The organism is Martinezella lusitana, assembly GCF_016901135.1.
GTDB classification, from domain to species: domain Bacteria; phylum Pseudomonadota; class Alphaproteobacteria; order Rhizobiales; family Rhizobiaceae; genus Rhizobium; species Rhizobium lusitanum_D.
In genome coordinates this window covers 223,770-244,768 of record NZ_JAFEVL010000062.1, presented here as the reverse complement: position 1 = coordinate 244,768, position 20,999 = coordinate 223,770, and the positions used below count along the sequence as shown (strand labels likewise).

The following is a 20,999-nucleotide window of genomic DNA, read 5'->3' as shown; positions in this document are numbered from 1 at the left end:
CCATTCACCTCTATCGAGGCCCGTTGCCCGAGCCGTGTAAACATATGGTGATCGCATCAGGCGTTTCAATCGATCCGCCGGGCGGCGGCCTTCTCCATCGCCTTTGCGAGCTTGATGTCATGATCCGTCAGGCCGCCAGCATCATGCGTCGTCAGTTTCACGTCGACACGGGAATAGACATTGAACCATTCCGGGTGATGATTGAATTTCTCCGCCGCCAGCGCCGCCTCTGTCATGAAGCCGAAGGCCTCGACGAAATTGCGGAACTTGAAAGTCTTCGACATCGAAAGGCGGTCGGCCGAAAGCGTCCAGCCGCCCAGTTCCTTCAGGCTTTCATCGATTGCGGTCGGCTCCAGCTTCTCGTATTTCATGGCAGGTCACTCCTCTCTAGCGATTGAACGATATCATGGATCGTCAAAGGATTCTTTTTGTCTGCGCCGGCAACATCTGCCGATCGCCCCTGGCCGAAGGCATTTTCAGGCATCTGGCGATCGAGGCCGGTCGCTCCTCTGAATTCGAGGTCGATTCGGCCGGCACTGGCGGCTGGCATCAGGGCCAGCCGCCGGATCGCCGCTCGGTGGCCGTTGCCGCCGGCCACGGAATCGATATTTCCGGCCAGCGCGCCCGCCGCATCGCATCATCAGATTTCGGCAGGTTCGATCTGATCCTGGCAATGGATCAAGACAATTTAAAGAATTTGCGCAAGGTCGCGCCTGCCGATGCGCTCGGCAAGCTGCACCTCTTCAACGCCCTCGCGCTTGGCAGCAACAAGGACATTCCCGACCCGTATTATGGCGGCCGCGAAGATTTCGAGGCTGTCTACACCATGCTCTTGACCGGCTGCGGCGCGCTGTTGCCCAAGGCCGGGAAGGCGCTGTGGGGTTCGTGAAGCGGAAATATCTCTTCGGTGAGATAGGGACCGCCGCCGACCGATTCGCGCGACGACAGAAGCACGAAGCGCCCCACCGTGAACGGCTGGGTATAGAAGTTGCCGCGGCCGGACAGATAGTGCACGACATCGTCGACCCGCGAGGACTTCAACCTGGCGAGCGTGACATGCGGCGTGAACTTGCGGGGGTCGGGCTGTAATCCGATGCGCTGGCAGATGCGCTCGATCTCGCCTTGCAGCGCGTACATGTCCGGTGTCTGCGAGACACCGGCCCAGACCGAGTGCGGCTTCTTGGAACCGAAGGAGCCTATGCCCTCCAGGCGAACCTGGAATTCCGGGCGATCTATCCGGTCCAGCCGGTCGACGACCTCATCGGCCGTGCGGCCATCGACATCGCCGATGAACCGAAGGGTGATGTGATAATTTTCAACGTCGATCCATCTGGCTCCGGGAAGACCACCGCGTAACAACGAGAGGCTCATGGCCGCGTTGCGCGGAATTTCGAGGGCGGTAAAAAGTCTCGGCATCACGAGCACTCCCCGAATCTCTTGCAGGTATAAGCAGGGAATCACGCATTTGCAGTCGGTGCAAGCACCTATTTCGCACCTGCGTCAATCATCCCTACAAACTTGATCACGGCCGGTAAGATATGCTCGATCATCACATCGACGCCCTTGGGGTTTGGATGCATGCCGTCGTCAAGCTGCAAATCCGCATGCGCGGCTACGCCGTCGAGGAAAAACGGATAGAGCGCGAGCTGGTATTTGTCGGCCAGACGCTTGTAGATCGGATTGAATTTTTCGGCATAGTCCGGCCCCATGTTCGGCGGCGCCAACATGCCGGCGAGAAAGATCGGGATCTTTCGCTCCTTCAATCTTTCGATCATCGTCTCGAGATTTTTCTCCGTCTGTTCCGGCGGAATGCCACGCAGGGCATCGTTGGCGCCAAGCTCCAGGATGACCCCATCCGCGCCGTCGGGCACCGACCAGTCTATGCGGGAGAGCCCGCCCGATGTCGTGTCGCCCGATACGCCGGCATCGGCGACGGCCACGTCGAGCCCCTTGGCCTTCAGCGCGGCCTCAAGCTTTGCGGGAAAGCCGTCGCCCGGCGGCAGCTGATAGCCGGCCATCAGGCTGTCGCCGAACCCGACGAGCTGGATGGTCCGCGCCTCGGCCGCACCCATGGCGCCAAACAAAAGACCGAAAGTGATGACAGCGAATTGAAACGCAGCAACTTTAAAACTCATGATCCATTTCCTAAATTCGCTGTTCGGGCTAATTCGCGCCCGCCACTATCTCTGATGTTCTCTGATATATAGGGCGTTCGCATTGGCAAAAACCATCATCGAGCTGAAGAAGGCGGATTTGACGCTCGGCAGTTCCGCCGCCTCCGTCCATGTGCTGAAGGGCATCGACCTCACCGTCATGGAGGGCGAGGCCGTGGGTATCATCGGCCCTTCCGGTTCTGGCAAGTCGACGCTGCTGATGGTGCTGGCCGGCCTCGAAAAGCTCGACAGCGGCGAACTCTTGATCCGCGACACGCCTCTGCATAGCCTCAGCGAGGACCGCATCGCTGATTTCCGCGGCCGCAATATCGGCATCGTCTTCCAGTCCTTCCATCTCATCGCCAACATGACGGCGCTGGAAAATGTCGCCGTGCCGCTGGAGCTCGCCAATAACAGAGACGCTTTCGACATCGCCCGGCGGGAGCTGCAGGCGGTGGGGCTGGGCGAGCGGCTCAATCACTATCCCGGCCAGCTTTCCGGCGGCGAGCAGCAGCGCGTGGCGATTGCCCGCGCACTTGCGCCTTCGCCTGCCGTCCTCATCGCCGACGAACCGACAGGCAATCTCGACACGGATACCGGCCGGCAGATCGCCGACCTGCTCTTTGCCCAGCAGGCCGAGCGCGGCACGACCATGCTGCTCGTCACCCACGACCCGGCGCTTGCCGCTCGCTGCTCGCGCCAGATCCGTGTACGATCGGGCGAAATCGAGAATGACAGCGCCCCGACACGTGTCACTCAAGCGGCGATGGCGTGAGCATGACGGGAATGCGCCTGACGCTCGCCTTCCGCCTGGCATTGCGCGAACTGCGCGGCGGTCTCGGCGGCTTCTACATCTTCCTCGCCTGCATCGCGCTCGGCACCGGCGCGATCGCCGCCGTCAATTCCGTATCCCGCTCGATCACCGACGCCATCTCGACGCAGGGCCAGTCGCTGCTGGCCGGCGACGCCCGCTTCGAGCTGCGCAATCGCGAGGCGACGCCCGAGGAGCTGGCCTATCTGCAAGGCCTCGGCAAGCTCTCCCGCTCCACCAACCTACGCTCCATGTCCCGCCTGCCCGATGGCTCCGACCAGGCGCTGGTCGAGGTCAAGGCGGTCGATGACGCCTATCCGCTCTATGGCACCTTTCAGGCCGATCCCGATCAGCCGCTATCGACCCTGCTCGCTGCCAAGGATGGCGCCTATGGCGCGGTCGTCGCTCCCCTCCTGCTTGAGCGTTTGAACCTCAAGGTCGGCAGCGATCTGCTGCTGGGCAACACCAGGCTCCACATCACCGGCACCATCACGAATGAGCCGGATGCCGTCTCCGAAGGTTTCGGCTTCGCGCCCCGTCTGCTCACCAGCCGCGATGCCTTGGCCGCCTCGGGCCTGATTACGACGGGCAGTCTTGTCGAACAGGCCTACAGGATCCGCATGGACGATCCCGCGGCCGGGCTGCGCAACATCGGCGATCGCGCCAATGCCGCCTTCCCGCAGGCCGGCTGGTCGATCCGCACCAGCAGCCGCGCAGCACCAGAGCTTGCCGATAATATCACCCGCTTCTCGCAGTTCCTGACATTGGTCGGACTGGCAGCCCTCATCGTCGGCGGCGTCGGCGTCGCCAATGCCGTGCGTGCCTTCCTCGATTCGAAGCGCACCACCATCGCCACCTTCAAATGCCTCGGCGCCCCTGCCTTCGTCGTGGTGCTGATCTATCTCATCCAGATTGCCGTCATTGCGCTGGCCGGTGTCGCCGTCGGTCTTGTCCTCGGCGCCATCGCGCCGCTGGTCGCCTCACAATTCATGGCGGAATTCCTACCCATATCGACCGCGCCGCGGCTCTATCCCGGCCCCTTGATGCTGGCGGCCCTCTTCGGCCTGCTGACGACGCTTGCCTTTGCCATTCCGCCGCTCGGCCACGCCCGCGAGGTGCCGGCAACGGCGCTTTTCCGCGAGCAGGGTTTCGAGGCGCGCCGCCTGCCCGGCTGGCCCTATCTGCTCGCCGCCGGCGTGCTGATGGCGGCCCTCGCGGCATTGGCGATCGTCACCGCCTATGATCGCTTTATCGCCATCGTCTTCGTCGTCTCCATCGCCGCCGCCTTCGTCGTGCTGCGTATCGTCGCCGCATCGCTCTCCTGGCTTGCCCGGCGCAGCCCGCGCGTGCGCTCGCCCGCCCTGCGGCTTGCGATCGGCAATATCCACCGGCCCGGCGCGCTCACGGGTTCCGTCGTGCTGTCGCTCGGCCTCGGGCTGGCGCTTCTGGTGACCCTGACGCTGATCGACGGCAACATGCGCCACGAACTGACCGGGCGCATGAGCGAACAGGCGCCGAACTTCTTCTTCGTCGATATTCAGGGACCGGAACTCGAGGGCTTCCGCAAGATCGTCCTCAACGAGGACCCCAAGGGCAAGCTCGTCGAGGCGCCGATGCTGCGTGGCCGGATCGTCGCCTTCAACGGCGAGGATGTCACGAAGATGAAGGTGCCGGCGGCCGGGCAATGGGTTCTGCGCGGCGACCGCGGCATCACCTATGCCGAAACCTTGCCCGAAAACGCCGCCCTTACCGAAGGGCAATGGTGGGACAAGGATTACAGCGGCGAGCCGCTGGTCTCCTTTTCCAACGATGAAGGCAAGGCGCTCGGCCTGAAGATCGGCGACAAGGTGACCGTCAATGTCCTCGGCCGCAACGTGACTGCAAAGATCGCCAGCTTCCGCAAGGTGCAATGGCAGTCGTTGTCGATCAACTTCGTGATGATCTTCTCGCCCAACACCTTCAGGGGTGCGCCGCACGCGTGGCTGGCAACCCTGACCGATGCCTCCGCCACCTCCGAGCAGGAAGCGGCGATCCTGAGGAAAGTCACCAATGCCTATCCGACCATCACCAGCGTCCGCGTCAAGGATGCCCTCGATGTCGTCAACACGCTTGTGGGACAACTCGCCACCGCCATCCGCGCCGCCGCCTCGGTCGCGCTCATCGCGTCCGTGCTGGTGCTTGCTGGCGCGCTGGCCGCCGGCAATCGTGCCCGCACCCATGACGCGGTCATCCTCAAGACGCTCGGCGCAACACGGACAATGCTGATCCGCGCCTTCAGCTACGAATATCTGATCCTCGGTTCGGCAACCGCCATCTTCGCGCTGATCGCGGGCTCGGCATCGGCCTGGTATATCGTCAGCCGCATCATGCACCTGCCTTCGACCTTCATGCCCGAAGTCGCCTTCTCCACCCTCATCATCGCCCTGGTGCTGACGGTCGGCATCGGTCTGATCGGCACGTGGCGCATCCTCGGCCAGAAGGCGGCGCCCGTTCTGCGCGAACTCTGATTCGCCTTCGCGGATTAACCGAACGCCGCGAAAACGGCCCGATATTACGCCGATTTAACACGGCGCCAACAGCTTGACCCTTGTGTATAAGGCATGAAAGCCTCATATTCTGTGCAGGCATGCTGGAGCTCCGCAGCGGCGCCTGGGCCTGAAAGGCCCGACACCGTACTCACATCGGAGCTTAAAAGAGGAAAACATGGCTGACTTTCGCAACTACCAAAACCGGGCGCAGAGCGGCGCGCAATCCGGTGCGATGATAGACGAAGGCCTTCGAGCTTACATGCTCAAGGTCTATAACCTGATGGCGCTGGGTCTGGCGATCACAGGTGTTGCCGCCTATCTCTCCTTCACCCTCGCTTTCGCGAACGGACAGATCACGACCTTTGGTCAGGCGATCTATCTGAGCCCGCTGAAGTGGGTGGTGATCTTCGCTCCGCTGGCAATGGTGTTCTTCCTGAGCTTCAGGATCAACCGCATGAGCGTGGCCGCCGCGACGACGACCTTCTGGGTCTATGCCGCGCTGGTGGGCCTGTCGCTGTCGTCGATCTTCATCATCTACACCGGCCAGAGCGTCGTGCAGACCTTCTTCGTGACCGCCGCCTCCTTCGGCGCGCTGTCGCTCTACGGCTACACGACGAAGCGGAATCTCTCCGCAATGGGCTCGTTCCTGATGATGGGTCTCTTCGGCCTGATCATCGCGTCGCTGGTTAACATCTTCCTGGCTTCGTCCGCCTTGCAGTTCGCGATCTCCGTGATCGGCGTGCTGATCTTCGCAGGCCTGACCGCCTACGATACGCAGCGGATTAAGGAAATGTACTACACCGCCGACGATGCAACCGTGGCCGGCCGCAAGGCCATCATGGGCGCCCTGTCGCTCTACCTGGACTTCATCAACCTGTTCATGTTCCTGCTGCAGTTTATGGGCAATCGCCGCTAACCGCACGGTTTGAACAACGCATCGGAAAGGCGGCTTCGGCCGCCTTTTTTATTTGCCTGGCCGCCGGCTGTGCGATTTGATATCGACGTTCGAAAATCGCAGATCAGGCAATAGAAGCAAATGTCCGTCAGCCTTCGCAGCGCAACCCCAGACGACCTTACCCACATCACCGCCATCTACCGGGATTCCGTCTTGAACGGCACGGCGAGCTACGAGATCACGCCGCCGAGCGACGAGGAGATGGCAGGCCGCTTTCAGGCAATCCGGGAGAAGGGCTATCCCTACATCGTCGCAGAAGACGCCGCTGGCACATTCCTGGGCTATGCCTATGCCTCGGCGTTTCGCACGCGCCCGGCCTATCGCTGGATGGTGGAGGATTCGATCTATCTCGCACCGGAAGCCCGCGGGCGCGGCGTCGGCAGGCTGCTGCTGGATGCCTTGGTGGAGAGCTGCCAGACGCTGGGCTTCCGCCAGATGATCGCCGTCATCGGCGGAGCCCACCCGGCCTCCGTCGCCGTGCATCGCGCCGCCGGCTTCACCGAGGTCGGGCTGCTGAAAGGCACCGGCTACAAGCACGGCCGATGGCTGGATACCATGCTGATGCAGAAGGCGCTCGGCGAGGGCGCGGACACCGATCCGGATCCGTCTGTTTATCCGGGGACGTTGTTTGGGGGGTAGTATCGACCTACCCGTATGCCGAGCCTCTCATACCCCGCTCTGTCGCTTTCGTGACATCTCCCCCACATGGGCAGGCAATTGCATATGGGGCATGCCAGTGCCGTAAGCTCCATCTCCCCTCGGGGAGAAGGTGGCCCGAAGGGTCGGATGAGGGGGCTAGTCGCTTTGAATCCATCGGCTTTGTGCTCTTGGTACCCCCCTCATCCGCCCTCTGAGCTTGTCGAAGGGCGGCACCTTCTCCCCAAGGGGAGAAGGGGTTGCGTGGCAACGATCTCATCTCACATGCGATCCCCCTGCCTACAAGGAGGAGTTTGCGGATCGCCCTCTCCAAACCAACAATGTGAGGTTTCAGCAGGCTCGATGTCCACTTGAGGCAAGTGCGTGCAGCAAGTTACCGATCTCCCCCTTGTGGGGGAGATGTCCCGAAAGGGACAGAGGGGGTGGCACACTATCCTCACACCCCACCGCCAATTGATGAAAGTTACTTCTCGACCAGCTTCAATTGCTTGTCGAAGACCTTCAGCACTTGGCTCAGATCATGCCCGCGCTTCAGGATCATGCCGCTGGTGCTGACCACCGAGAAGGCGCCCTGCTTGGCGGCCAGCTTCGGGTTCTTTTCGATGCGGAAGAGCGGCATCTCGCCGGAGCGCTTGAAGACAGAGAAGACCGCCTTGTCCTTGAGATGATCGATCGCGTAGTCCCGCCACTCGCCCTCGCCGACCATGCGGCCGTAGATCCACAGAATGGCGTCAAGCTCCCGGCGATGGAAGGTCACCGGCAGCGGATCCTTGCTCTGTTTGTATTCCCTGAGATCAACAACGACGGAGGTGGTGGTGTCGACGGAACGGCTTTCGCTATGTCGCAAATCCGGCTGATCAGTCATCAATCCCCCAAGGGCTATCTCATGACAAGAGAATGACAGTTTGCCTCAGCCGCTTCAAATTGCAAGACGCCTGGCCGCTCACAATTTCTTTTCGACACCGCAAAGCATCTTGGCAGCGCCGCATTTCAGTCAAAACCACGCCCAATTTAGAAGAACTATAGGCAGCCGTTTGGCGCCGCCGCGTCAAACGGCCCGGCCGGGGCGCATCGATTATACCCCAGCCCCGAATGCGTCCTCGCCGGGCAACCCGCTCTTTTCGGCGTCAGCCGAAATAGAGAACGTTTCGGCGTCAGCCGAAACAGCGAGCTTTCTAGTTGATGTAGAAAAAGTCACTCAGCCGTCCGAGCCGATCGTCAAGACAGTCGCCCCGATGATGGCGGCCGGGTCACCCGAAGGCGTCGACGACTGCAGGAGGACAGCAAGCCCTTTTCGGCCGGCCTTGTCCAACACATTGGAAGGCAGCACGACGCTCATGGCCTTGCCGTCCCACATGCCCACGGTTTCGACATCCGACACCGCATGCATATAGGCGATCTGCTGACCGTTGTTTTCGCCGCCCTTCGGAGCCACCATCTGCTCCTTGTCGAAATAGACGACGACCACATTGGCCTTGCCCTGGCCGGCGCCGATCTTGATCTCGAGCTCGTCGCCCTTCATGGCGGCATTCACCGGCACCGTCAGCCCCTCGCCTCCACGCTGGAAGTCGTCGAGCTTGACGTTGATGGCGCCGAGGTCAGCACCATTCATATGGTCGCGGCCGTTGACGATGGCCTGCGGCGTGTAGACGCCGCTGCGGCCCATCGTACGGGCATAGGCATATTGGCGCGCCGTATTGTCCTTGGACGCCATGGTATCGTTCCAGCCGAGATAGTTCCAATAATCGACATGGTAGGCGAGCGCCACGACATCGCCCTGGCGGATCAGCTTGCGGAACGCCGCATCGGCGGGAGGACAGGAAGCACAGCCCTGCGAGGTGAAGAGCTCGACCACGCCCTTGATCTTCGCAGCCTCCTGCGCATGCAGCGAACTTGCCAGCGCGATGCCTGCCAGAAGTGGAATCGAAAATCGAAGGCGCATTCCCTTGTACCTCTTCTCAAATTTCGAGAGCTGCCTGCTTAGCAGGCTCCGAAACCGCTCACGCTCCTTGGGGCAGCCAAGCCCTTATCAAGCCCGAAAAATCTGAAACAAGAGATAATAGTTTAGCATGATGACGCAAAGTCACGATGGGGTGAGACTAAGGGCCGGCAACGGGTGCCTCGTACACATCAACGTGAAAAACAAGACGCCGCCGGGAAACTTTCCCCGGCGGCGTGCAATCATGGCTTCAAAGCCTATCAGGCCTATCAGGCGGCGAGATCGCGCAGAACGGTCTGCAGGATGCCGCCATTGTTGACGTAGGTGACCTCATCCAGCGTATCGATACGGCAGATGATCGGGATATCGCGAACCGTGCCGTCGCCATAGGTGATCTTGGCGATCTTGCGCTCGCGCGGCTTGATGTGTTCCAGGCCCTCGATCGAGACGGTCTCGTCGCCCTTAAGCTCGAGGGTTGCCCAAGTGGTGCCCTCCTCGAAGACGAAGGGGATGACGCCCATTCCCACAAGGTTCGAGCGATGGATGCGCTCGAAGGACTGGGCGATCACGGCGCGCACGCCGAGCAGGTTGGTGCCCTTGGCAGCCCAGTCGCGCGACGAGCCGTTGCCGTATTCGACACCGGCGAAGATCACGAGCGGAACGCCCTCTGCCTTGTACTGCATGGCCGCATCGTAGATCGACGTCTCTTCCTTGGACGGATAGTGAATGGTGTAGCCACCTTCCTTGCCGTTCGGGCCGAGCATGTGGTTGCGGATGCGGATATTGGCGAAGGTGCCGCGCATCATCACTTCATGGTTGCCGCGGCGCGTGCCGTACTGGTTGAAGTCGGCAACGCCGACCCCATGGCCGATAAGGTAGGAACCGGCCGGCGAGGCAGCCTTGATCGAACCGGCCGGGGAAATGTGGTCGGTGGTGATCTTGTCGCCGAAGAGGCCGAGAACGCGGGCGCCCTTGATGTCGGAAATACCGGCGCCGGTCTTGCCCATGCCCACGAAGTAAGGCGGGTTCTGCACATAGGTCGAGTCGTCGTCCCAGGCATAGGTCTGGCCCGGAGGAATCTGCACGGCCTGCCAGTTGGCATCGCCCTTGAAGACGTCGGCGTACTTGGATTCGTAGAGTTCGCGGGTGACGTATTTCAGGATGAATTCCTGGATCTCATGCGAGGTCGGCCAGATATCCTTGAGGAAGACCGGCTTGCCGTTCTGGTCTTCGCCGATCGGTTCGCTGGTCAGGTCGAGCTGCACGGTGCCGGCGAGCGCATAGGCAACGACGAGCGGCGGAGAAGCCAGGTAGTTGGCCTGAACGTCGGGCGAGATACGGCCTTCGAAGTTGCGGTTGCCGGAGAGAACGCCAGATACAATCAGGCCCTTGTCATTGATCGTCTTCGAGATCGGCGCCGGCAGCGGGCCGGAATTGCCGATGCAGGTGGTGCAGCCGAAGCCGACCAGATTGAAGCCGAGCTTGTCGAGATCAGCCTGCAGGCCGGACTTGGCGAGATATTCGCCGACAACCTGGCTTCCCGGCGCCAGCGAGGTCTTGACCCACGGCTTGGTCTTCAGGCCCTTGGCAACGGCGTTGCGGGCGAGAAGGCCGGCAGCGATCAGCACCGACGGGTTCGAGGTGTTGGTGCAGGATGTGATGGCGGCGATCGCCACGTCACCATGGCCGAGATCAAAATCCGTGCCTTCGACGGCATAGCGGTTCGAAAGCTGGCCTGGCTTCTTATATTCGGTATCCAGCGAACCGGCGAAACCGGATGCGATGTTTTCCAGCGCAATGCGGCCTTCCGGGCGCTTCGGGCCAGCCATCGACGGCACGACGTCGCTAAGCTCGAGTTCGAGCGTGTCGGTGAAGACGAGGTCGGAGCCGTCGCCATCGCGCCACATGCCCTGCGCCTTCGAATAGGCTTCGACGAGCGCGATACGATCCTTCGCGCGGCCGGACATGTTGAGGTAGTTCAGCGTTTCCTTGTCGACCGGGAAGAAGCCGCAGGTCGCGCCATATTCCGGACCCATGTTGCCGATGGTGGCGCGGTCTGCGAGCGGCAGCGCGTCGAGGCCGGGGCCGAAGAATTCGACGAACTTGGAAACGACGCCCTTCTTGCGCAGCATCTGCACGACTGTCAGTACCAGGTCGGTCGCGGTGACGCCTTCCTTGAGCTTGCCGGTCAGCTTGAAGCCGATGACTTCAGGCAGCAGCATGGAAACGGGCTGGCCGAGCATGGCGGCCTCAGCCTCGATGCCGCCGACGCCCCAGCCGAGAACGCCGAGACCGTTGATCATGGTCGTGTGCGAATCGGTGCCGACGCAGGTGTCGGGATAGGCGATCGTTTCGCCGTCCTCTTCCTTCGTCCAGACGGTCTGGCCGAGATATTCAAGGTTCACCTGATGACAGATGCCGGTGCCGGGAGGAACGACGCGGAAGTTCTTGAACGCCTGCTGGCCCCACTTCAGGAAGCGGTAACGCTCGCCGTTGCGCTGATATTCAAGCTCGACGTTGCGGGCGAAAGCCTGCGGCGTGCCGAATTCGTCGACGATGACGGAGTGGTCGATGACGAGGTCGACCGGAACCAGCGGATTGATCTTTTCCGGATCGCCGCCGAGGGACACCATCGCGTCGCGCATGGCCGCAAGGTCGACCACGGCCGGAACGCCGGTGAAGTCCTGCATCAGCACGCGCGCCGGGCGATAGGCGATTTCGTTCTCGACGGTACCCTTGTTGGTCAGCCATTCGGCGACGGCAAGGATATGTTCCTTGGTGACCGACTGCCCGTCTTCAAAACGCAGCAGGTTTTCCAGGAGCACCTTCATGGAATAAGGCAGCTTGGAAACATCGGGCAGACCATTGGCCTCAGCCTTGGGCAGGCTGAAGTAGACATAGTCTTTCCCGTTCACGGTCAGCGTGGAACGACAATTGAAACTGTCAAGAGATTTAGACACGAGATACCCCGTTTCTGATAGCCAACACAGTCGTGCGAACGCCTATGCACTTTATGCACATCAGGATGCGGGTACGGCCATTTCCGCTGTCCGCACGTAAGGCAAAAAACCTTATGTTCGGCGCAAGGATGAAATTCACGCCGACCGCTGGCGTGGTTGCAGGTCTTATAGATAATTTCGTAAAGACTTGCCAGAGTGACAAGATGCAAATTTGGACAATTTTTTGCGCGTTGCGGCAACGAAAATAGGGAAAGCCTGAGCGAATGCATCTAAGCGCTGAAAATCTGGCGGCGAGGCGGGGTGAAGACCTGATTTTCTCGAACGTTTCCTTTGGCTTGAAGGGTGGCGGCGCCCTCATTCTGACCGGCCGCAACGGCTCCGGAAAGTCGACACTTTTGCGTGTCGTGGCCGGTCTTCTGAGGCAGGAAAAGGGCCGTGTCACATTCATAGGCGCCGACGGCGATTCGGACCGCTTACCCGGCGAGGTCAGCCACTATCTCGGCCACCGCAATGCGATGAAATCCGAGCTCACGGTGGCCGAAAACCTCACCTTCTGGAAAGCCTTCCTTGGCGACATGCCAGGCGGCGCCGGCCTCGGCATCGAGGCGGCGGCGGACGCCGTCGGACTTGCCGATATCACCCACCTCCCCTTCGGCTATCTCTCGGCCGGCCAGCAGCGGCGAATCGCCTTCGCGAAACTCCTGGTCGCCCATCGCCCGATCTGGATCCTCGACGAGCCGACGGCGGCGCTGGACACTTCGGCCGATCAACTCTTCACCGACCTGATCTCCGCACATCAGAAGAAGGGCGGCATCGTCCTCGCGGCGACGCATCAGCCGCTGGGATTAAATAATGTGCAGGAAATGCGGATGACCGGGTTTGCCGGGGTGAGTGAAGGGGTTTGGGGATGAATTCGAAAGTGCGGAGTCTGCCGATACTGCGATACCCCCCTCTGTCACTTCGTGACATCTCCCCCACAAGGGGGGAGATCGTTGGGAGTTCGCGGCACCATATTCCAAAACCAATCAACACAGTTTCTACAGATTCGATTTTTGATCAGAGCAGGCGCGGGCCGCAAGCTACCAATCTCCCCCCTTGTGGGGGAGATGTCCCGAAAGGGACAGAGGGGGGTATCGCGCGGCATACTCGGTGCTACCCATGACCGCCCTCTTCCTCCGCGACCTCAAACTCTCGGTGCGCTCCGGCGGCGGTGCATTGATCGGCGTGCTGTTCTTTCTCACCGTCGTCGCCGTCATACCCTTCGGGGTCGGCCCGGATCTAAAACTCCTGTCGCGCATCGGCCCGGCCATCGTCTGGATCGGCGCACTGCTTGCCTGCCTGCTCGGGCTCGACCGTCTGTTTCAGGCCGAGCGCGACGACGGCTCGCTTGATCTGCTCGTCATGCAGGAGACGCCGCTGGTCCTCACGGTTCTCGTCAAATGCGCCGCGCATTGGGTGGCGACCGGGCTGCCGCTGGTGATTGCCTCACCGCTGCTCGGTCTCTTTATGAATATGAGCGAAACAGCGATCGCCGCCACGGCCCTGACCTTGCTCGTCGGGTCGCCGGCGATCACCTTCATCGGCGCGGTAGGCGCAGCCGTTGCCGTGGCGCTGCCGCGCGGTGGGCTGCTGGTGTCGATCCTGGTGCTGCCGCTCGCCATCCCAGTGCTGATCTTCGGCGTCAGCGCGACCTATGCCGCGGTCGAAGGGCCGCAACCGTTCCTGCCGCCTTTCCTAATCTTGATCGCCCTCACCCTGTTCTTCGCCGTGCTCGGCCCGGCGGCCGCAGCACTCGCCTTGCGCAACACGACTGATTGATCGGATGAGATACTGTTTCGTCCATCTGAGACAATGCTGTCGATTGCCGGAAAAGCCATATCGGGTTAAACAAGCCGCATGAGCGATATCAGCCCTGCGATCAGCCGATTTTCCGACCTCGCCAACCCCACGCGGTTCCTGGCTTTTTCGGCGCGCCTCATTCCCTGGCTGGCGGCGATCTCGGCCATACTCTTCGCGATCGGCCTCTACCTCTCCTTCTCGACCGAAGGCGATTACCAGCAGGGCGACACCGTCCGCATCATGTATATTCACGTGCCGGCAGCCTGGCTTTCGATGATGTGCTACACGATCATGAGCATGTCGGCGATCGGCACGCTCGTCTGGCGCCATCCGCTGGCCGACGTCGCCGGCAAGACCGCCGCCCCGCTCGGCGCCGCCTTCACCTTGATCGCACTCGTCACCGGCTCGCTCTGGGGCAAGCCGATGTGGGGCACCTATTGGGTCTGGGATGCGCGACTGACCTCCGTCTTCATCCTGTTCCTGATGTATCTCGGCCTGATTGCGCTGAACCGCGCCATGGACGATCCGTCCAAGGGCGCGCGCGTCGCCGCCGTGCTGACGCTGGTCGGCTTCATCAACATTCCGATCATCAAATTCTCTGTCGATTGGTGGAACACCTTGCACCAGTCGGAAAGCATCATGCGTCTGGATGGCCCGGCCATCGACGCGGAATTCCTCTGGCCGCTCTTCATCATGGCGCTGGCTTTCACGCTGCTGTTCTTCACGCTGCATCTGATGGCGATCCGCAACGAGATCTGGCGCCGCCGCATCGCCGCGCAGCGCCGCATCGCCGCCCGCATGGCAAGCCAGGAGGAATAGGATGACGCATCCCTTCTACGTCTACGGCTCCTACGGGTTTGCCGCCGTCATGGTCCTCGCCATCATTGCCTGGACATGGATCGACGGACGCCTGCGCCGTCGCGAATTGGCCGCACTGGAAGCATCAGGCATCCGCCGCCGTTCGCAGCGCGCTCCCGAAGGCGATGTGAAATGACCACCGATGCCGACAATAAGGATCAGCCGAAATCAGGCGGCGGCACCGCGCGCTATCTGCTGGCGCTCATTCCGCTCATCGTCTTTGCCTGCATCGCTCTAGCCGTCGGCAAGGTCATGTACGACCAGGAGGTTCATGGCACCGACATCTCCGCCATCCCCTCGGCGCTGATTGGCACCAAGGCGCCGAAGCTTGCTCTGCCGCCGCTCGAAGGCTCCAACTTGCCGGCGCTGACCGACGAGGCCATCAAGGGCAAGCTGACACTCGTCAACGTCTTCGCCTCCTGGTGCATTCCCTGCCGCGACGAGCATCCGATGCTAAAGGAACTCGCGAAAGACGGCCGGCTGAACATCGTCGCGATCAATTACAAGGACACGAGCGAGAACGCCCTGCGCTTCCTCGGCGAACTCGGCAATCCCTACAATGCGATCGGCATCGACCCAAACGGCTCCGCCGCCATCGACTGGGGTGTCTACGGCATTCCGGAATCCTACCTCGTCGCCCCCGACGGCACGATCCTCTACAAGCAGGTCGGTCCCTTCACGGCCACCAGCCTGAAAGAGGGACTTTATCCGGCGATTGAGAAGGCGCTGGGGAAACCGACATCCTGAAACCCGCTGCACTGCATTGCCCTCCATTGGATAATGACAGTGTTATTTCTTGTCGCAGGGGAAATTCAGCCCGGTGAACGTGTTCATGACATCTTCTGCCGGCGTGTCCTTAAGCGTTGGATTGTGGGTGAGGAAATCGCAGAACATGCCGATGATCTTTGCGGGGTCAATCTGCGCTGGGATGCAGATATCGACGCCAACGGAGCCGCCGAAATATGCCCAGTTCGTCATCGCCCTGGCGCTTGGGATCGACCCGGCGATGCCACGACGCGCGAGAAAATCGTCGCGATTCCATTTATCCAGCCAGCCGATGACGTAGCCGGAGACAAATTGCCGGGAGCCGCGACAATCGTCGAGCAGACGACCGGCATCGGAAAAACCTGTCGGCGATTTGGATGTTATCACGGCCAAAAGAGTTGCAACTGCGATGCTTGACATCTGATCCCCGCAAGATCGTATGCATCACAACGACCTCGTTGCGGCACGATAGAAGCGAGTGTATATGCAACTTTATGGCGATTTTTGGTAGATTTTCACGCAGCCCTACCAAATCCGAAAATCGCTAGATCCCACCTTGCCAGGTCTTGATCGCCTCGACCGGCCACACCAGCATGAGCACATTGAGCGTCAGATTGTCTCGGATCAGCCAGCCCGTGAGCAGCTCGAAGAAAATGGCGATGGCGATCGTCACCACCACTGGCGCGCGCCAGGCAAAGAAAAAGCCGACCACCATGAACACCGCGTCCATCGCCGAGTTCAGAATGCTGTCGCCGACATAGTCGAGCGAGATCGTCGCCGCACGGTAGCGGTTGATGATGATGGGCGAGTTCTCCAGCAGCTCCCAGCCGGATTCGATCAGCATGGCAACGAACAGGCGCATCGACAGCGGCTTGCCGCGCATGATCAGATGCGTCAGCCCGAAGAACAGGAAACCGTGAATGATGTGCGACGGCGTGTACCAGTCGGCGATATGCTGCGAATTGCCGCTGGATTTCACGACCGGCTCGAAGAGCTTCACGTAGCCGCAGGTGCAGATCGGCACGCGACCCATCATATATTCCGCCACGATCTGCACGAGCAGAACCAGAGCGCAGGCGATGAACCAGAAGCTCTGCTGCCGGTAGCGGTTTTGCGCGTCGACTGCTTCGGTCATTTCCCGCTTTCCGCCGGCTGCTCGATCGTATGCTTCATGATCAGCGGCATCTGCGACAACGTGAAGAGGATGGTGATCGGCATCGTTCCCCAGACCTTGAAGTTCACCCAGAGATTATCCGCGGCCTTTGCGTCAGGCAGGTAGTACCAGTTTGACAAGCGCCAGACGACTTCGTTGAGCACGGCAAGCACCAGGAAGAAGAGGCCCCAGCGAAGCGTCAGCTTGCGCCAACCCTCGCTGTCGAGCTGAAAGGCGGCGTTAAAGACGTAGCCGAGCAGCGATTTGCCAAAGGCGAGCCCGCCGAGCAGGGCAAAGCCGAACAGGGCATTGACGATGGTCGGCTTCATCTTGATGAAGGTTTCGTTCTGCAGGTAGATGCCGAGCGCGCCGAAGACGAGGACGACGATGCCTGAAACGAAGGGCATCAGCGGCAGATGACCGAGCATGACTTTCGAGACGACGAGCGAGATCACCGTTGCCGCCATGAACAGGCCGGTGGCGACGAAGAGGGGGCCGCCAAGCGCCGCCAGCGCCGGAAACTGCTGCCCCAGCCACTCGCCGCGCAGATTGCCGAAGAAGAACACCAGCAAAGGCCCGAGTTCCAGCACCAGCTTCAACAGCGGATGATGCTTGTCGGCAGCACTTGGGGTGAGTTCGTTGTCGCTGGTCGTCATTGCGGCACTTTCGCTATCGTCGAATTTGTTCTTGTCATTCATTGGCTGCTTCCGGCACCTGTCCCTGCGATGGCGTTGGCGAAATCCTCGGCCTCGAACGGCTCGAGATCGTCTACACCCTCGCCGACGCCGATGAAATAGACCGGCAGCTTGTGTTTGGCCGAGATCGCCACAAGGATGCCGCCGCGCGCCGTTCCGTCGAGCTTGGTCATGATCAGCCCGTTGACGCCGGCAACGTTGCGGAAGATCTCCACCTGGTTCAAAGCATTCTGGCCGGTCGTCGCATCCAGCGTCTGCAGCACGGTATGCGGCGCGTCCGGATCGAGTTTGCCGAGCACGCGCACGATCTTTTCGAGCTCGGCCATCAGCTCCGCCTTGTTCTGCAGGCGGCCGGCGGTATCGATGATCAGCACGTCGCTCTTGTTGGCCTTGGCCTGCTGGAAGGCATCAAAGGCAAGGCCGGCGGCATCCGCACCGATCTTGGTGCCGATGAATTCCGACTTGGTGCGGTCGGCCCAGATCTTCAGCTGCTCGATGGCAGCGGCACGGAATGTATCGCCGGCCGCAACCATGACCTTGAGCCCGGCGCCGGAGAGCTTGGCCGCCAGCTTGCCGATGGTCGTCGTCTTGCCGGTGCCGTTGACGCCGACGACGAGGATGACATGCGGCTTGTGGCTGAGATCGAGCTGCAGCGGCTTGGCGACCGGCTTCAGCACCTTGGCGATTTCCTGCGCCATGATGCGGCCGACGTCCTCACTCGTCACATCCTTGCCATAGCGCTCGGAGGCCAACGTGTCGGTCACCCGCATCGCCGTCTCGACGCCGAGATCGGCCTGGATCAGCAGATCCTCCAGATCCTGCAGCGTCTGGTCGTCAAGCTTGCGCTTGGTAAAGAGCGCGGCGATCTGGCCGGTGAGCTGCGACGAGGTCCGCGCAAGGCCGGCCCGCAGGCGCTGGAACCAGGAAAGCTTCTGCTTTGCGACTTCGGGGGTGGATTCGGGGATGTTGGTGGCGAAGCCTCTGGGGAGGATGGGAGTGGTGTCGGTGTCTTTCAACGCTAGGTCCGCGTCTGCTGCACCTTCGTCACCCCCCTCTGTCCTGTCGGACATCTCCCCCACGAGGGGGGAGATCGTTTCGATGGAGGCCTCTTCCGAGGTCAAATCTGCGTCTGTATCCGCAGCTTGCTCCGGCAGAGCTGCAACTTCATTGTCTGTGTCTGTGGTTGGCTCGGAAGCCTCAACTTCATGCGAAACAACGACATCTTCTTGCTCAGCCGGTTGATGGTCTTGCTGAGATGGCGCGGCATCCTCCAAACGATCTCCCCCCTCGTGGGGGAGATGTCCCGAAGGGACAGAGGGGGGCGACGCAGGCTCGGATGCAACGGAAGGCTCCACAGGCGCTTCCTGCACCGGAGCGGATACATCCGGCGCAATGACCTCCGCAGGCGCTTTCTCTTCCGCCGGCTTTTCACGGCCGAAGGTGAAGACTTTTTTGATGAAACCAAGCGCCATGAAATGTCCGTTGAAGCATTAGGCCGCGTCAGCGGCCAGAAGTTGCATGTCGAGGTGCTTGCCATTGTGGCCGGTGATTGCGACCTGCACAAGGTCGCGTGGGCGAAGGCCGGGGGCGGCGACAAGCGTGAAATTTTCGGTATGGGCAAGCCCGCTATTCTCCACGAGCAGCCATTGCCGTGTTCCGACCATGCTGTCGAGATGGGTCTGGTGCAGTCTTTGTCCAGCCTCGCGCAGGCGGGCGGCACGTTCCTTGATCAGGGCGCGGTCGAGCTGCGGCATGCGGGCGGCGGGCGTGCCGGGGCGCGGGCTGTAAGGGAAAACATGCAGATGCGCGATGGCGGCTTGTTCGGCCAGCCCGACGGCATTGACGAACATCTCTTCCGTCTCTGTGGGAAAGCCGGCGATCATGTCGGCGCCGAAGCTCATCTCGGGCCGCAGACGGCGCACATCCTCGATGAACCGCATCGCGTCGGCGCGCGAGTGCCGCCGCTTCATCCGCTTGAGGATCATGTCGTCGCCGTGCTGCAGCGACAGATGCAGATGCGGCATGAAGCGCGGCTCGTCGGCGATGAGATCCATCAGGTGCCGGTCGGCCTCGATGCTGTCGATCGAGGACAGCCGCAGCCGGCGGATATCAGGGATCTGCTTCAGCAGCGTCTTGGCAAGCAGGCCGAGCGTCGGGGTCCCCGGCAGATCGGCGCCATAGCTTGTCGCATCGACGCCGGTCAGCACGATCTCGCAATAGCCGCTTTCCACCAGATTGCGGGCCTGATCGGCCACGGCGCCCATCGGCACCGAGCGCGAATTGCCGCGGCCATAGGGGATGATGCAGAAGGTGCAGCGATGATCGCAGCCGTTCTGCACCTGGATGAAGGCGCGCACGTGGCCGTCGATATGGCGGATCATCTGCGGTGCGGTCGCCCGCACGCTCACAATGTCGTTGACGCGCAGCTTCTCTTCCGCCGACACACCGAAATCCGGCAGCGCGCGATAGGAGGCGCTCTTCAGCTTCTCCTCATTGCCGAGCACGGCATCCACTTCGGCCATTTCGGCAAAGGTCTGCTTTTCCGTCTGCGCGGCGCAGCCCGTGACGATGATGCGGGCATGCGGATTGTCGCGCCGCGCGCGGCGGATCGCCTGGCGCGCCTGGCGCACGGCCTCGCCTGTTACGGCGCAGGTATTGACCAGGATGGCGTTGTTGAGCCCGGCTTTTTCCGCCTGCGACCTCATCACTTCGGATTCATAGGTGTTGAGACGACAGCCGAAGGTAATGACCTCGACCCCGCTCACCGCGCCTGAGCCCCCTGCTCCTGATCGCGCGTGAAGCTGCCCGTCACGGGATCGACCATGCCGGACCATTCCCATTCGGCAGGGCCAGTCATGACGACATGATCGTCACTCTCTCGCCATTCGATGGTGAGCTGGCTCGGTGCGGGCGCGGAGGCGACGTCGATCGTCACCTTGCGGCCGGTGCGGCCCGTGCGGGCGGCGCTGACGGCGGCAGAACAGGCAGCGGAGCCGCAGGCCAGCGTCAGTCCGGCGCCGCGCTCCCAGGTGCGGGTCCGCACCGTTGTCGGCGAAAGCACCTGCACCAGCGTGATATTGGCGCGCTCCGGAAACATCGGATGGTTTTCGAGCAGCGGTCCGAAGCGGGCGAGATCGTAGGACATCGGGTCCTTGTCGACCCAGAAGATCGCATGCGGATTGCCCATCGACATCGCAGAGGGCGAATGCAGGACGGGATTGTCGATCGGCCCGATCTGGAGCTCGATATGGCGCGTGTCGGCGAATTCCTCGGCGAGCGGGATCTTGTCCCAGTCGAACACCGGCTTGCCCATGTCGACTGATATCGTGCCGTCCTCGTGCTCGACGGCATTCAGGATGCTGGCGACCGTCTGGAAGGTGAAAACCTTCTTGCCCGTTTCGGCTGATAGCGCCTGCACGACGCAGCGTGTGCCGTTGCCGCAAGCCTGCGCCTTGGTGCCGTCGGAATTCAGAATATCGATCCAGGCGTCGGTACCCTGAGCCTTAGGATCGTGGATCGCCATGATCTGATCGAACTGGGTCTCGGCAACGGCGTTGAGCGCAATCGCTGCCTCAGCCGTTACCACATCCTTGCGGCCGCGCATGTCGACGACCAGGATCTTGTTGCCAAGCCCGTTCATCCGCGCGAATTCGACCATATTGCTCATGGTGGTATGTCCGTCAGTG

The 20,999-nt window shown here is 61.4% G+C and carries 22 protein-coding genes; 10 read left to right on the top strand and 12 right to left on the bottom strand.

What is annotated here, in order from left to right:
• Positions 1-65 precede the first annotated feature (65 nt).
• Positions 66-371: a 4a-hydroxytetrahydrobiopterin dehydratase gene (locus tag JTP94_RS27600; RefSeq protein WP_204853626.1), complete on the bottom strand. Its 306-nt coding sequence runs from the start codon at positions 369-371 to the stop codon at positions 66-68.
• 35 nt (positions 372-406) lie between these two features.
• Here JTP94_RS27600 and JTP94_RS27595 point away from each other — a divergent pair, with 35 nt between their 5' ends.
• Positions 407-889, top strand: a complete 483-nt coding sequence (locus JTP94_RS27595; protein ID WP_204853616.1) for a low molecular weight protein-tyrosine-phosphatase — start codon at positions 407-409, stop codon at positions 887-889.
• Here the strand turns inward: JTP94_RS27595 and thpR are convergent.
• Complete coding sequence (gene thpR / locus JTP94_RS27590) at positions 820-1,416, bottom strand: RNA 2',3'-cyclic phosphodiesterase (RefSeq protein ID WP_204853613.1); 597 nt, start codon at positions 1,414-1,416, stop codon at positions 820-822. The genes JTP94_RS27595 and thpR overlap by 70 nt on opposite strands.
• A gap of 68 nt (positions 1,417-1,484) precedes the next feature.
• Positions 1,485-2,135 carry an arylesterase gene (locus JTP94_RS27585; RefSeq protein ID WP_204853605.1) on the bottom strand — a complete coding sequence of 217 codons (651 nt, stop codon included), beginning with the start codon at positions 2,133-2,135 and terminating at the stop codon, positions 1,485-1,487.
• Between the two features lie 82 nt (positions 2,136-2,217).
• Between JTP94_RS27585 and JTP94_RS27580 the strand changes: the two genes are divergently transcribed.
• From JTP94_RS27580 to JTP94_RS27565, 4 genes are all read left to right on the top strand, one after another.
• Positions 2,218-2,928, top strand: a complete 711-nt coding sequence (locus JTP94_RS27580) for an ABC transporter ATP-binding protein (protein WP_204853604.1) — start codon at positions 2,218-2,220, stop codon at positions 2,926-2,928.
• Positions 2,929-2,930: 2 nt separating this feature from the next.
• Positions 2,931-5,471: an ABC transporter permease gene (locus JTP94_RS27575; protein ID WP_204853603.1), complete on the top strand. Its 2,541-nt coding sequence runs from the start codon at positions 2,931-2,933 to the stop codon at positions 5,469-5,471.
• Between the two features lie 196 nt (positions 5,472-5,667).
• Positions 5,668-6,408 (top strand): Bax inhibitor-1/YccA family protein, encoded by a 741-nt coding sequence (locus JTP94_RS27570; protein ID WP_034509023.1) that lies wholly within the window; start codon positions 5,668-5,670, stop codon positions 6,406-6,408.
• Positions 6,409-6,528: 120 nt separating this feature from the next.
• Complete coding sequence (locus JTP94_RS27565; protein WP_204853602.1) at positions 6,529-7,086, top strand: GNAT family N-acetyltransferase; 558 nt, start codon at positions 6,529-6,531, stop codon at positions 7,084-7,086.
• A gap of 481 nt (positions 7,087-7,567) precedes the next feature.
• Here JTP94_RS27565 and JTP94_RS27560 read toward each other — a convergent pair whose 3' ends face one another.
• The 3 genes from JTP94_RS27560 to acnA all read right to left on the bottom strand — a co-directional run bounded on the left by JTP94_RS27560 (position 7,568) and on the right by acnA (position 12,003).
• Complete coding sequence (locus JTP94_RS27560) at positions 7,568-7,969, bottom strand: DUF2794 domain-containing protein (protein WP_034509026.1); 402 nt, start codon at positions 7,967-7,969, stop codon at positions 7,568-7,570.
• 333 nt (positions 7,970-8,302) lie between these two features.
• Positions 8,303-9,046, bottom strand: coding sequence for a thioredoxin family protein (locus JTP94_RS27555; protein ID WP_204853601.1), 744 nt, complete (start codon positions 9,044-9,046; stop codon positions 8,303-8,305).
• 266 nt (positions 9,047-9,312) lie between these two features.
• Complete coding sequence (gene acnA, locus JTP94_RS27550; RefSeq protein WP_204853600.1) at positions 9,313-12,003, bottom strand: aconitate hydratase AcnA; 2,691 nt, start codon at positions 12,001-12,003, stop codon at positions 9,313-9,315.
• Between the two features lie 263 nt (positions 12,004-12,266).
• Between acnA and ccmA the strand changes: the two genes are divergently transcribed.
• The 5 genes from ccmA to JTP94_RS27525 all read left to right on the top strand — a co-directional run bounded on the left by ccmA (position 12,267) and on the right by JTP94_RS27525 (position 15,447).
• The gene (gene ccmA, locus JTP94_RS27545) at positions 12,267-12,914 is read left to right on the top strand and encodes a heme ABC exporter ATP-binding protein CcmA (protein ID WP_204853599.1); all 648 of its coding nucleotides are present in this window, start codon (positions 12,267-12,269) and stop codon (positions 12,912-12,914) included.
• 247 nt (positions 12,915-13,161) lie between these two features.
• A complete protein-coding gene (ccmB, locus tag JTP94_RS27540) occupies positions 13,162-13,821 on the top strand; it encodes a heme exporter protein CcmB (protein ID WP_204853597.1) in 660 nt (219 codons plus the stop codon).
• 78 nt (positions 13,822-13,899) lie between these two features.
• On the top strand, positions 13,900-14,661 hold the full coding sequence (locus tag JTP94_RS27535) for a heme ABC transporter permease (RefSeq protein ID WP_204853595.1): 762 nt from the start codon (positions 13,900-13,902) through the stop codon (positions 14,659-14,661).
• A 1-nt stretch (position 14,662) separates the two neighbouring features.
• Positions 14,663-14,836 (top strand): heme exporter protein CcmD, encoded by a 174-nt coding sequence (gene ccmD / locus JTP94_RS27530; protein WP_204853593.1) that lies wholly within the window; start codon positions 14,663-14,665, stop codon positions 14,834-14,836.
• Positions 14,833-15,447 carry a DsbE family thiol:disulfide interchange protein gene (locus JTP94_RS27525; protein ID WP_204853590.1) on the top strand — a complete coding sequence of 205 codons (615 nt, stop codon included), beginning with the start codon at positions 14,833-14,835 and terminating at the stop codon, positions 15,445-15,447. Before ccmD ends, JTP94_RS27525 begins: the two co-directional genes overlap by 4 nt.
• A 42-nt stretch (positions 15,448-15,489) precedes the next feature.
• Here JTP94_RS27525 and JTP94_RS27520 read toward each other — a convergent pair whose 3' ends face one another.
• The 6 genes from JTP94_RS27520 to dapF all read right to left on the bottom strand — a co-directional run bounded on the left by JTP94_RS27520 (position 15,490) and on the right by dapF (position 20,980).
• Complete coding sequence (locus JTP94_RS27520) at positions 15,490-15,885, bottom strand: Rap1a/Tai family immunity protein (protein WP_204853580.1); 396 nt, start codon at positions 15,883-15,885, stop codon at positions 15,490-15,492.
• 124 nt (positions 15,886-16,009) lie between these two features.
• Entirely contained in the window at positions 16,010-16,600 is a 591-nt protein-coding gene (locus JTP94_RS27515) for a DUF2585 domain-containing protein (RefSeq protein ID WP_204853576.1), read from the bottom strand.
• Positions 16,597-17,274 (bottom strand): septation protein A, encoded by a 678-nt coding sequence (locus JTP94_RS27510; RefSeq protein ID WP_409456639.1) that lies wholly within the window; start codon positions 17,272-17,274, stop codon positions 16,597-16,599. Before JTP94_RS27510 ends, JTP94_RS27515 begins: the two co-directional genes overlap by 4 nt.
• Before the next feature lie 38 nt (positions 17,275-17,312).
• A complete protein-coding gene (ftsY, locus tag JTP94_RS27505; protein WP_204853572.1) occupies positions 17,313-18,785 on the bottom strand; it encodes a signal recognition particle-docking protein FtsY in 1,473 nt (490 codons plus the stop codon).
• A gap of 18 nt (positions 18,786-18,803) precedes the next feature.
• Positions 18,804-20,078: a tRNA (N(6)-L-threonylcarbamoyladenosine(37)-C(2))-methylthiotransferase MtaB gene (mtaB, locus tag JTP94_RS27500; RefSeq protein WP_204853571.1), complete on the bottom strand. Its 1,275-nt coding sequence runs from the start codon at positions 20,076-20,078 to the stop codon at positions 18,804-18,806.
• On the bottom strand, positions 20,075-20,980 hold the full coding sequence (dapF, locus tag JTP94_RS27495; protein WP_204853570.1) for a diaminopimelate epimerase: 906 nt from the start codon (positions 20,978-20,980) through the stop codon (positions 20,075-20,077). The genes mtaB and dapF overlap by 4 nt, the downstream gene beginning before the upstream one ends.
• Positions 20,981-20,999: the final 19 nt, after the last annotated feature.

Coding starts and splice junctions, on each gene's coding strand:
- JTP94_RS27600 (WP_204853626.1), bottom strand. CDS start 371: ATGAAATACGAGAAGCTGGAGCCGACCGCAATCGATGAAAGCCTGAAG.
- JTP94_RS27595 (WP_204853616.1), top strand. CDS start 407: ATGGATCGTCAAAGGATTCTTTTTGTCTGCGCCGGCAACATCTGCCGA.
- thpR (WP_204853613.1), bottom strand. CDS start 1,416: ATGCCGAGACTTTTTACCGCCCTCGAAATTCCGCGCAACGCGGCCATG.
- JTP94_RS27585 (WP_204853605.1), bottom strand. CDS start 2,135: ATGAGTTTTAAAGTTGCTGCGTTTCAATTCGCTGTCATCACTTTCGGT.
- JTP94_RS27575 (WP_204853603.1), top strand. CDS start 2,931: ATGACGGGAATGCGCCTGACGCTCGCCTTCCGCCTGGCATTGCGCGAA.
- JTP94_RS27570 (WP_034509023.1), top strand. CDS start 5,668: ATGGCTGACTTTCGCAACTACCAAAACCGGGCGCAGAGCGGCGCGCAA.
- JTP94_RS27565 (WP_204853602.1), top strand. CDS start 6,529: ATGTCCGTCAGCCTTCGCAGCGCAACCCCAGACGACCTTACCCACATC.
- JTP94_RS27560 (WP_034509026.1), bottom strand. CDS start 7,969: ATGACTGATCAGCCGGATTTGCGACATAGCGAAAGCCGTTCCGTCGAC.
- JTP94_RS27555 (WP_204853601.1), bottom strand. CDS start 9,046: ATGCGCCTTCGATTTTCGATTCCACTTCTGGCAGGCATCGCGCTGGCA.
- ccmA (WP_204853599.1), top strand. CDS start 12,267: ATGCATCTAAGCGCTGAAAATCTGGCGGCGAGGCGGGGTGAAGACCTG.
- ccmB (WP_204853597.1), top strand. CDS start 13,162: ATGACCGCCCTCTTCCTCCGCGACCTCAAACTCTCGGTGCGCTCCGGC.
- JTP94_RS27535 (WP_204853595.1), top strand. CDS start 13,900: ATGAGCGATATCAGCCCTGCGATCAGCCGATTTTCCGACCTCGCCAAC.
- ccmD (WP_204853593.1), top strand. CDS start 14,663: ATGACGCATCCCTTCTACGTCTACGGCTCCTACGGGTTTGCCGCCGTC.
- JTP94_RS27525 (WP_204853590.1), top strand. CDS start 14,833: ATGACCACCGATGCCGACAATAAGGATCAGCCGAAATCAGGCGGCGGC.
- JTP94_RS27520 (WP_204853580.1), bottom strand. CDS start 15,885: ATGTCAAGCATCGCAGTTGCAACTCTTTTGGCCGTGATAACATCCAAA.
- JTP94_RS27515 (WP_204853576.1), bottom strand. CDS start 16,600: ATGACCGAAGCAGTCGACGCGCAAAACCGCTACCGGCAGCAGAGCTTC.
- JTP94_RS27510 (WP_409456639.1), bottom strand. CDS start 17,274: ATGACGACCAGCGACAACGAACTCACCCCAAGTGCTGCCGACAAGCAT.
- ftsY (WP_204853572.1), bottom strand. CDS start 18,785: ATGGCGCTTGGTTTCATCAAAAAAGTCTTCACCTTCGGCCGTGAAAAG.
- dapF (WP_204853570.1), bottom strand. CDS start 20,980: ATGAGCAATATGGTCGAATTCGCGCGGATGAACGGGCTTGGCAACAAG.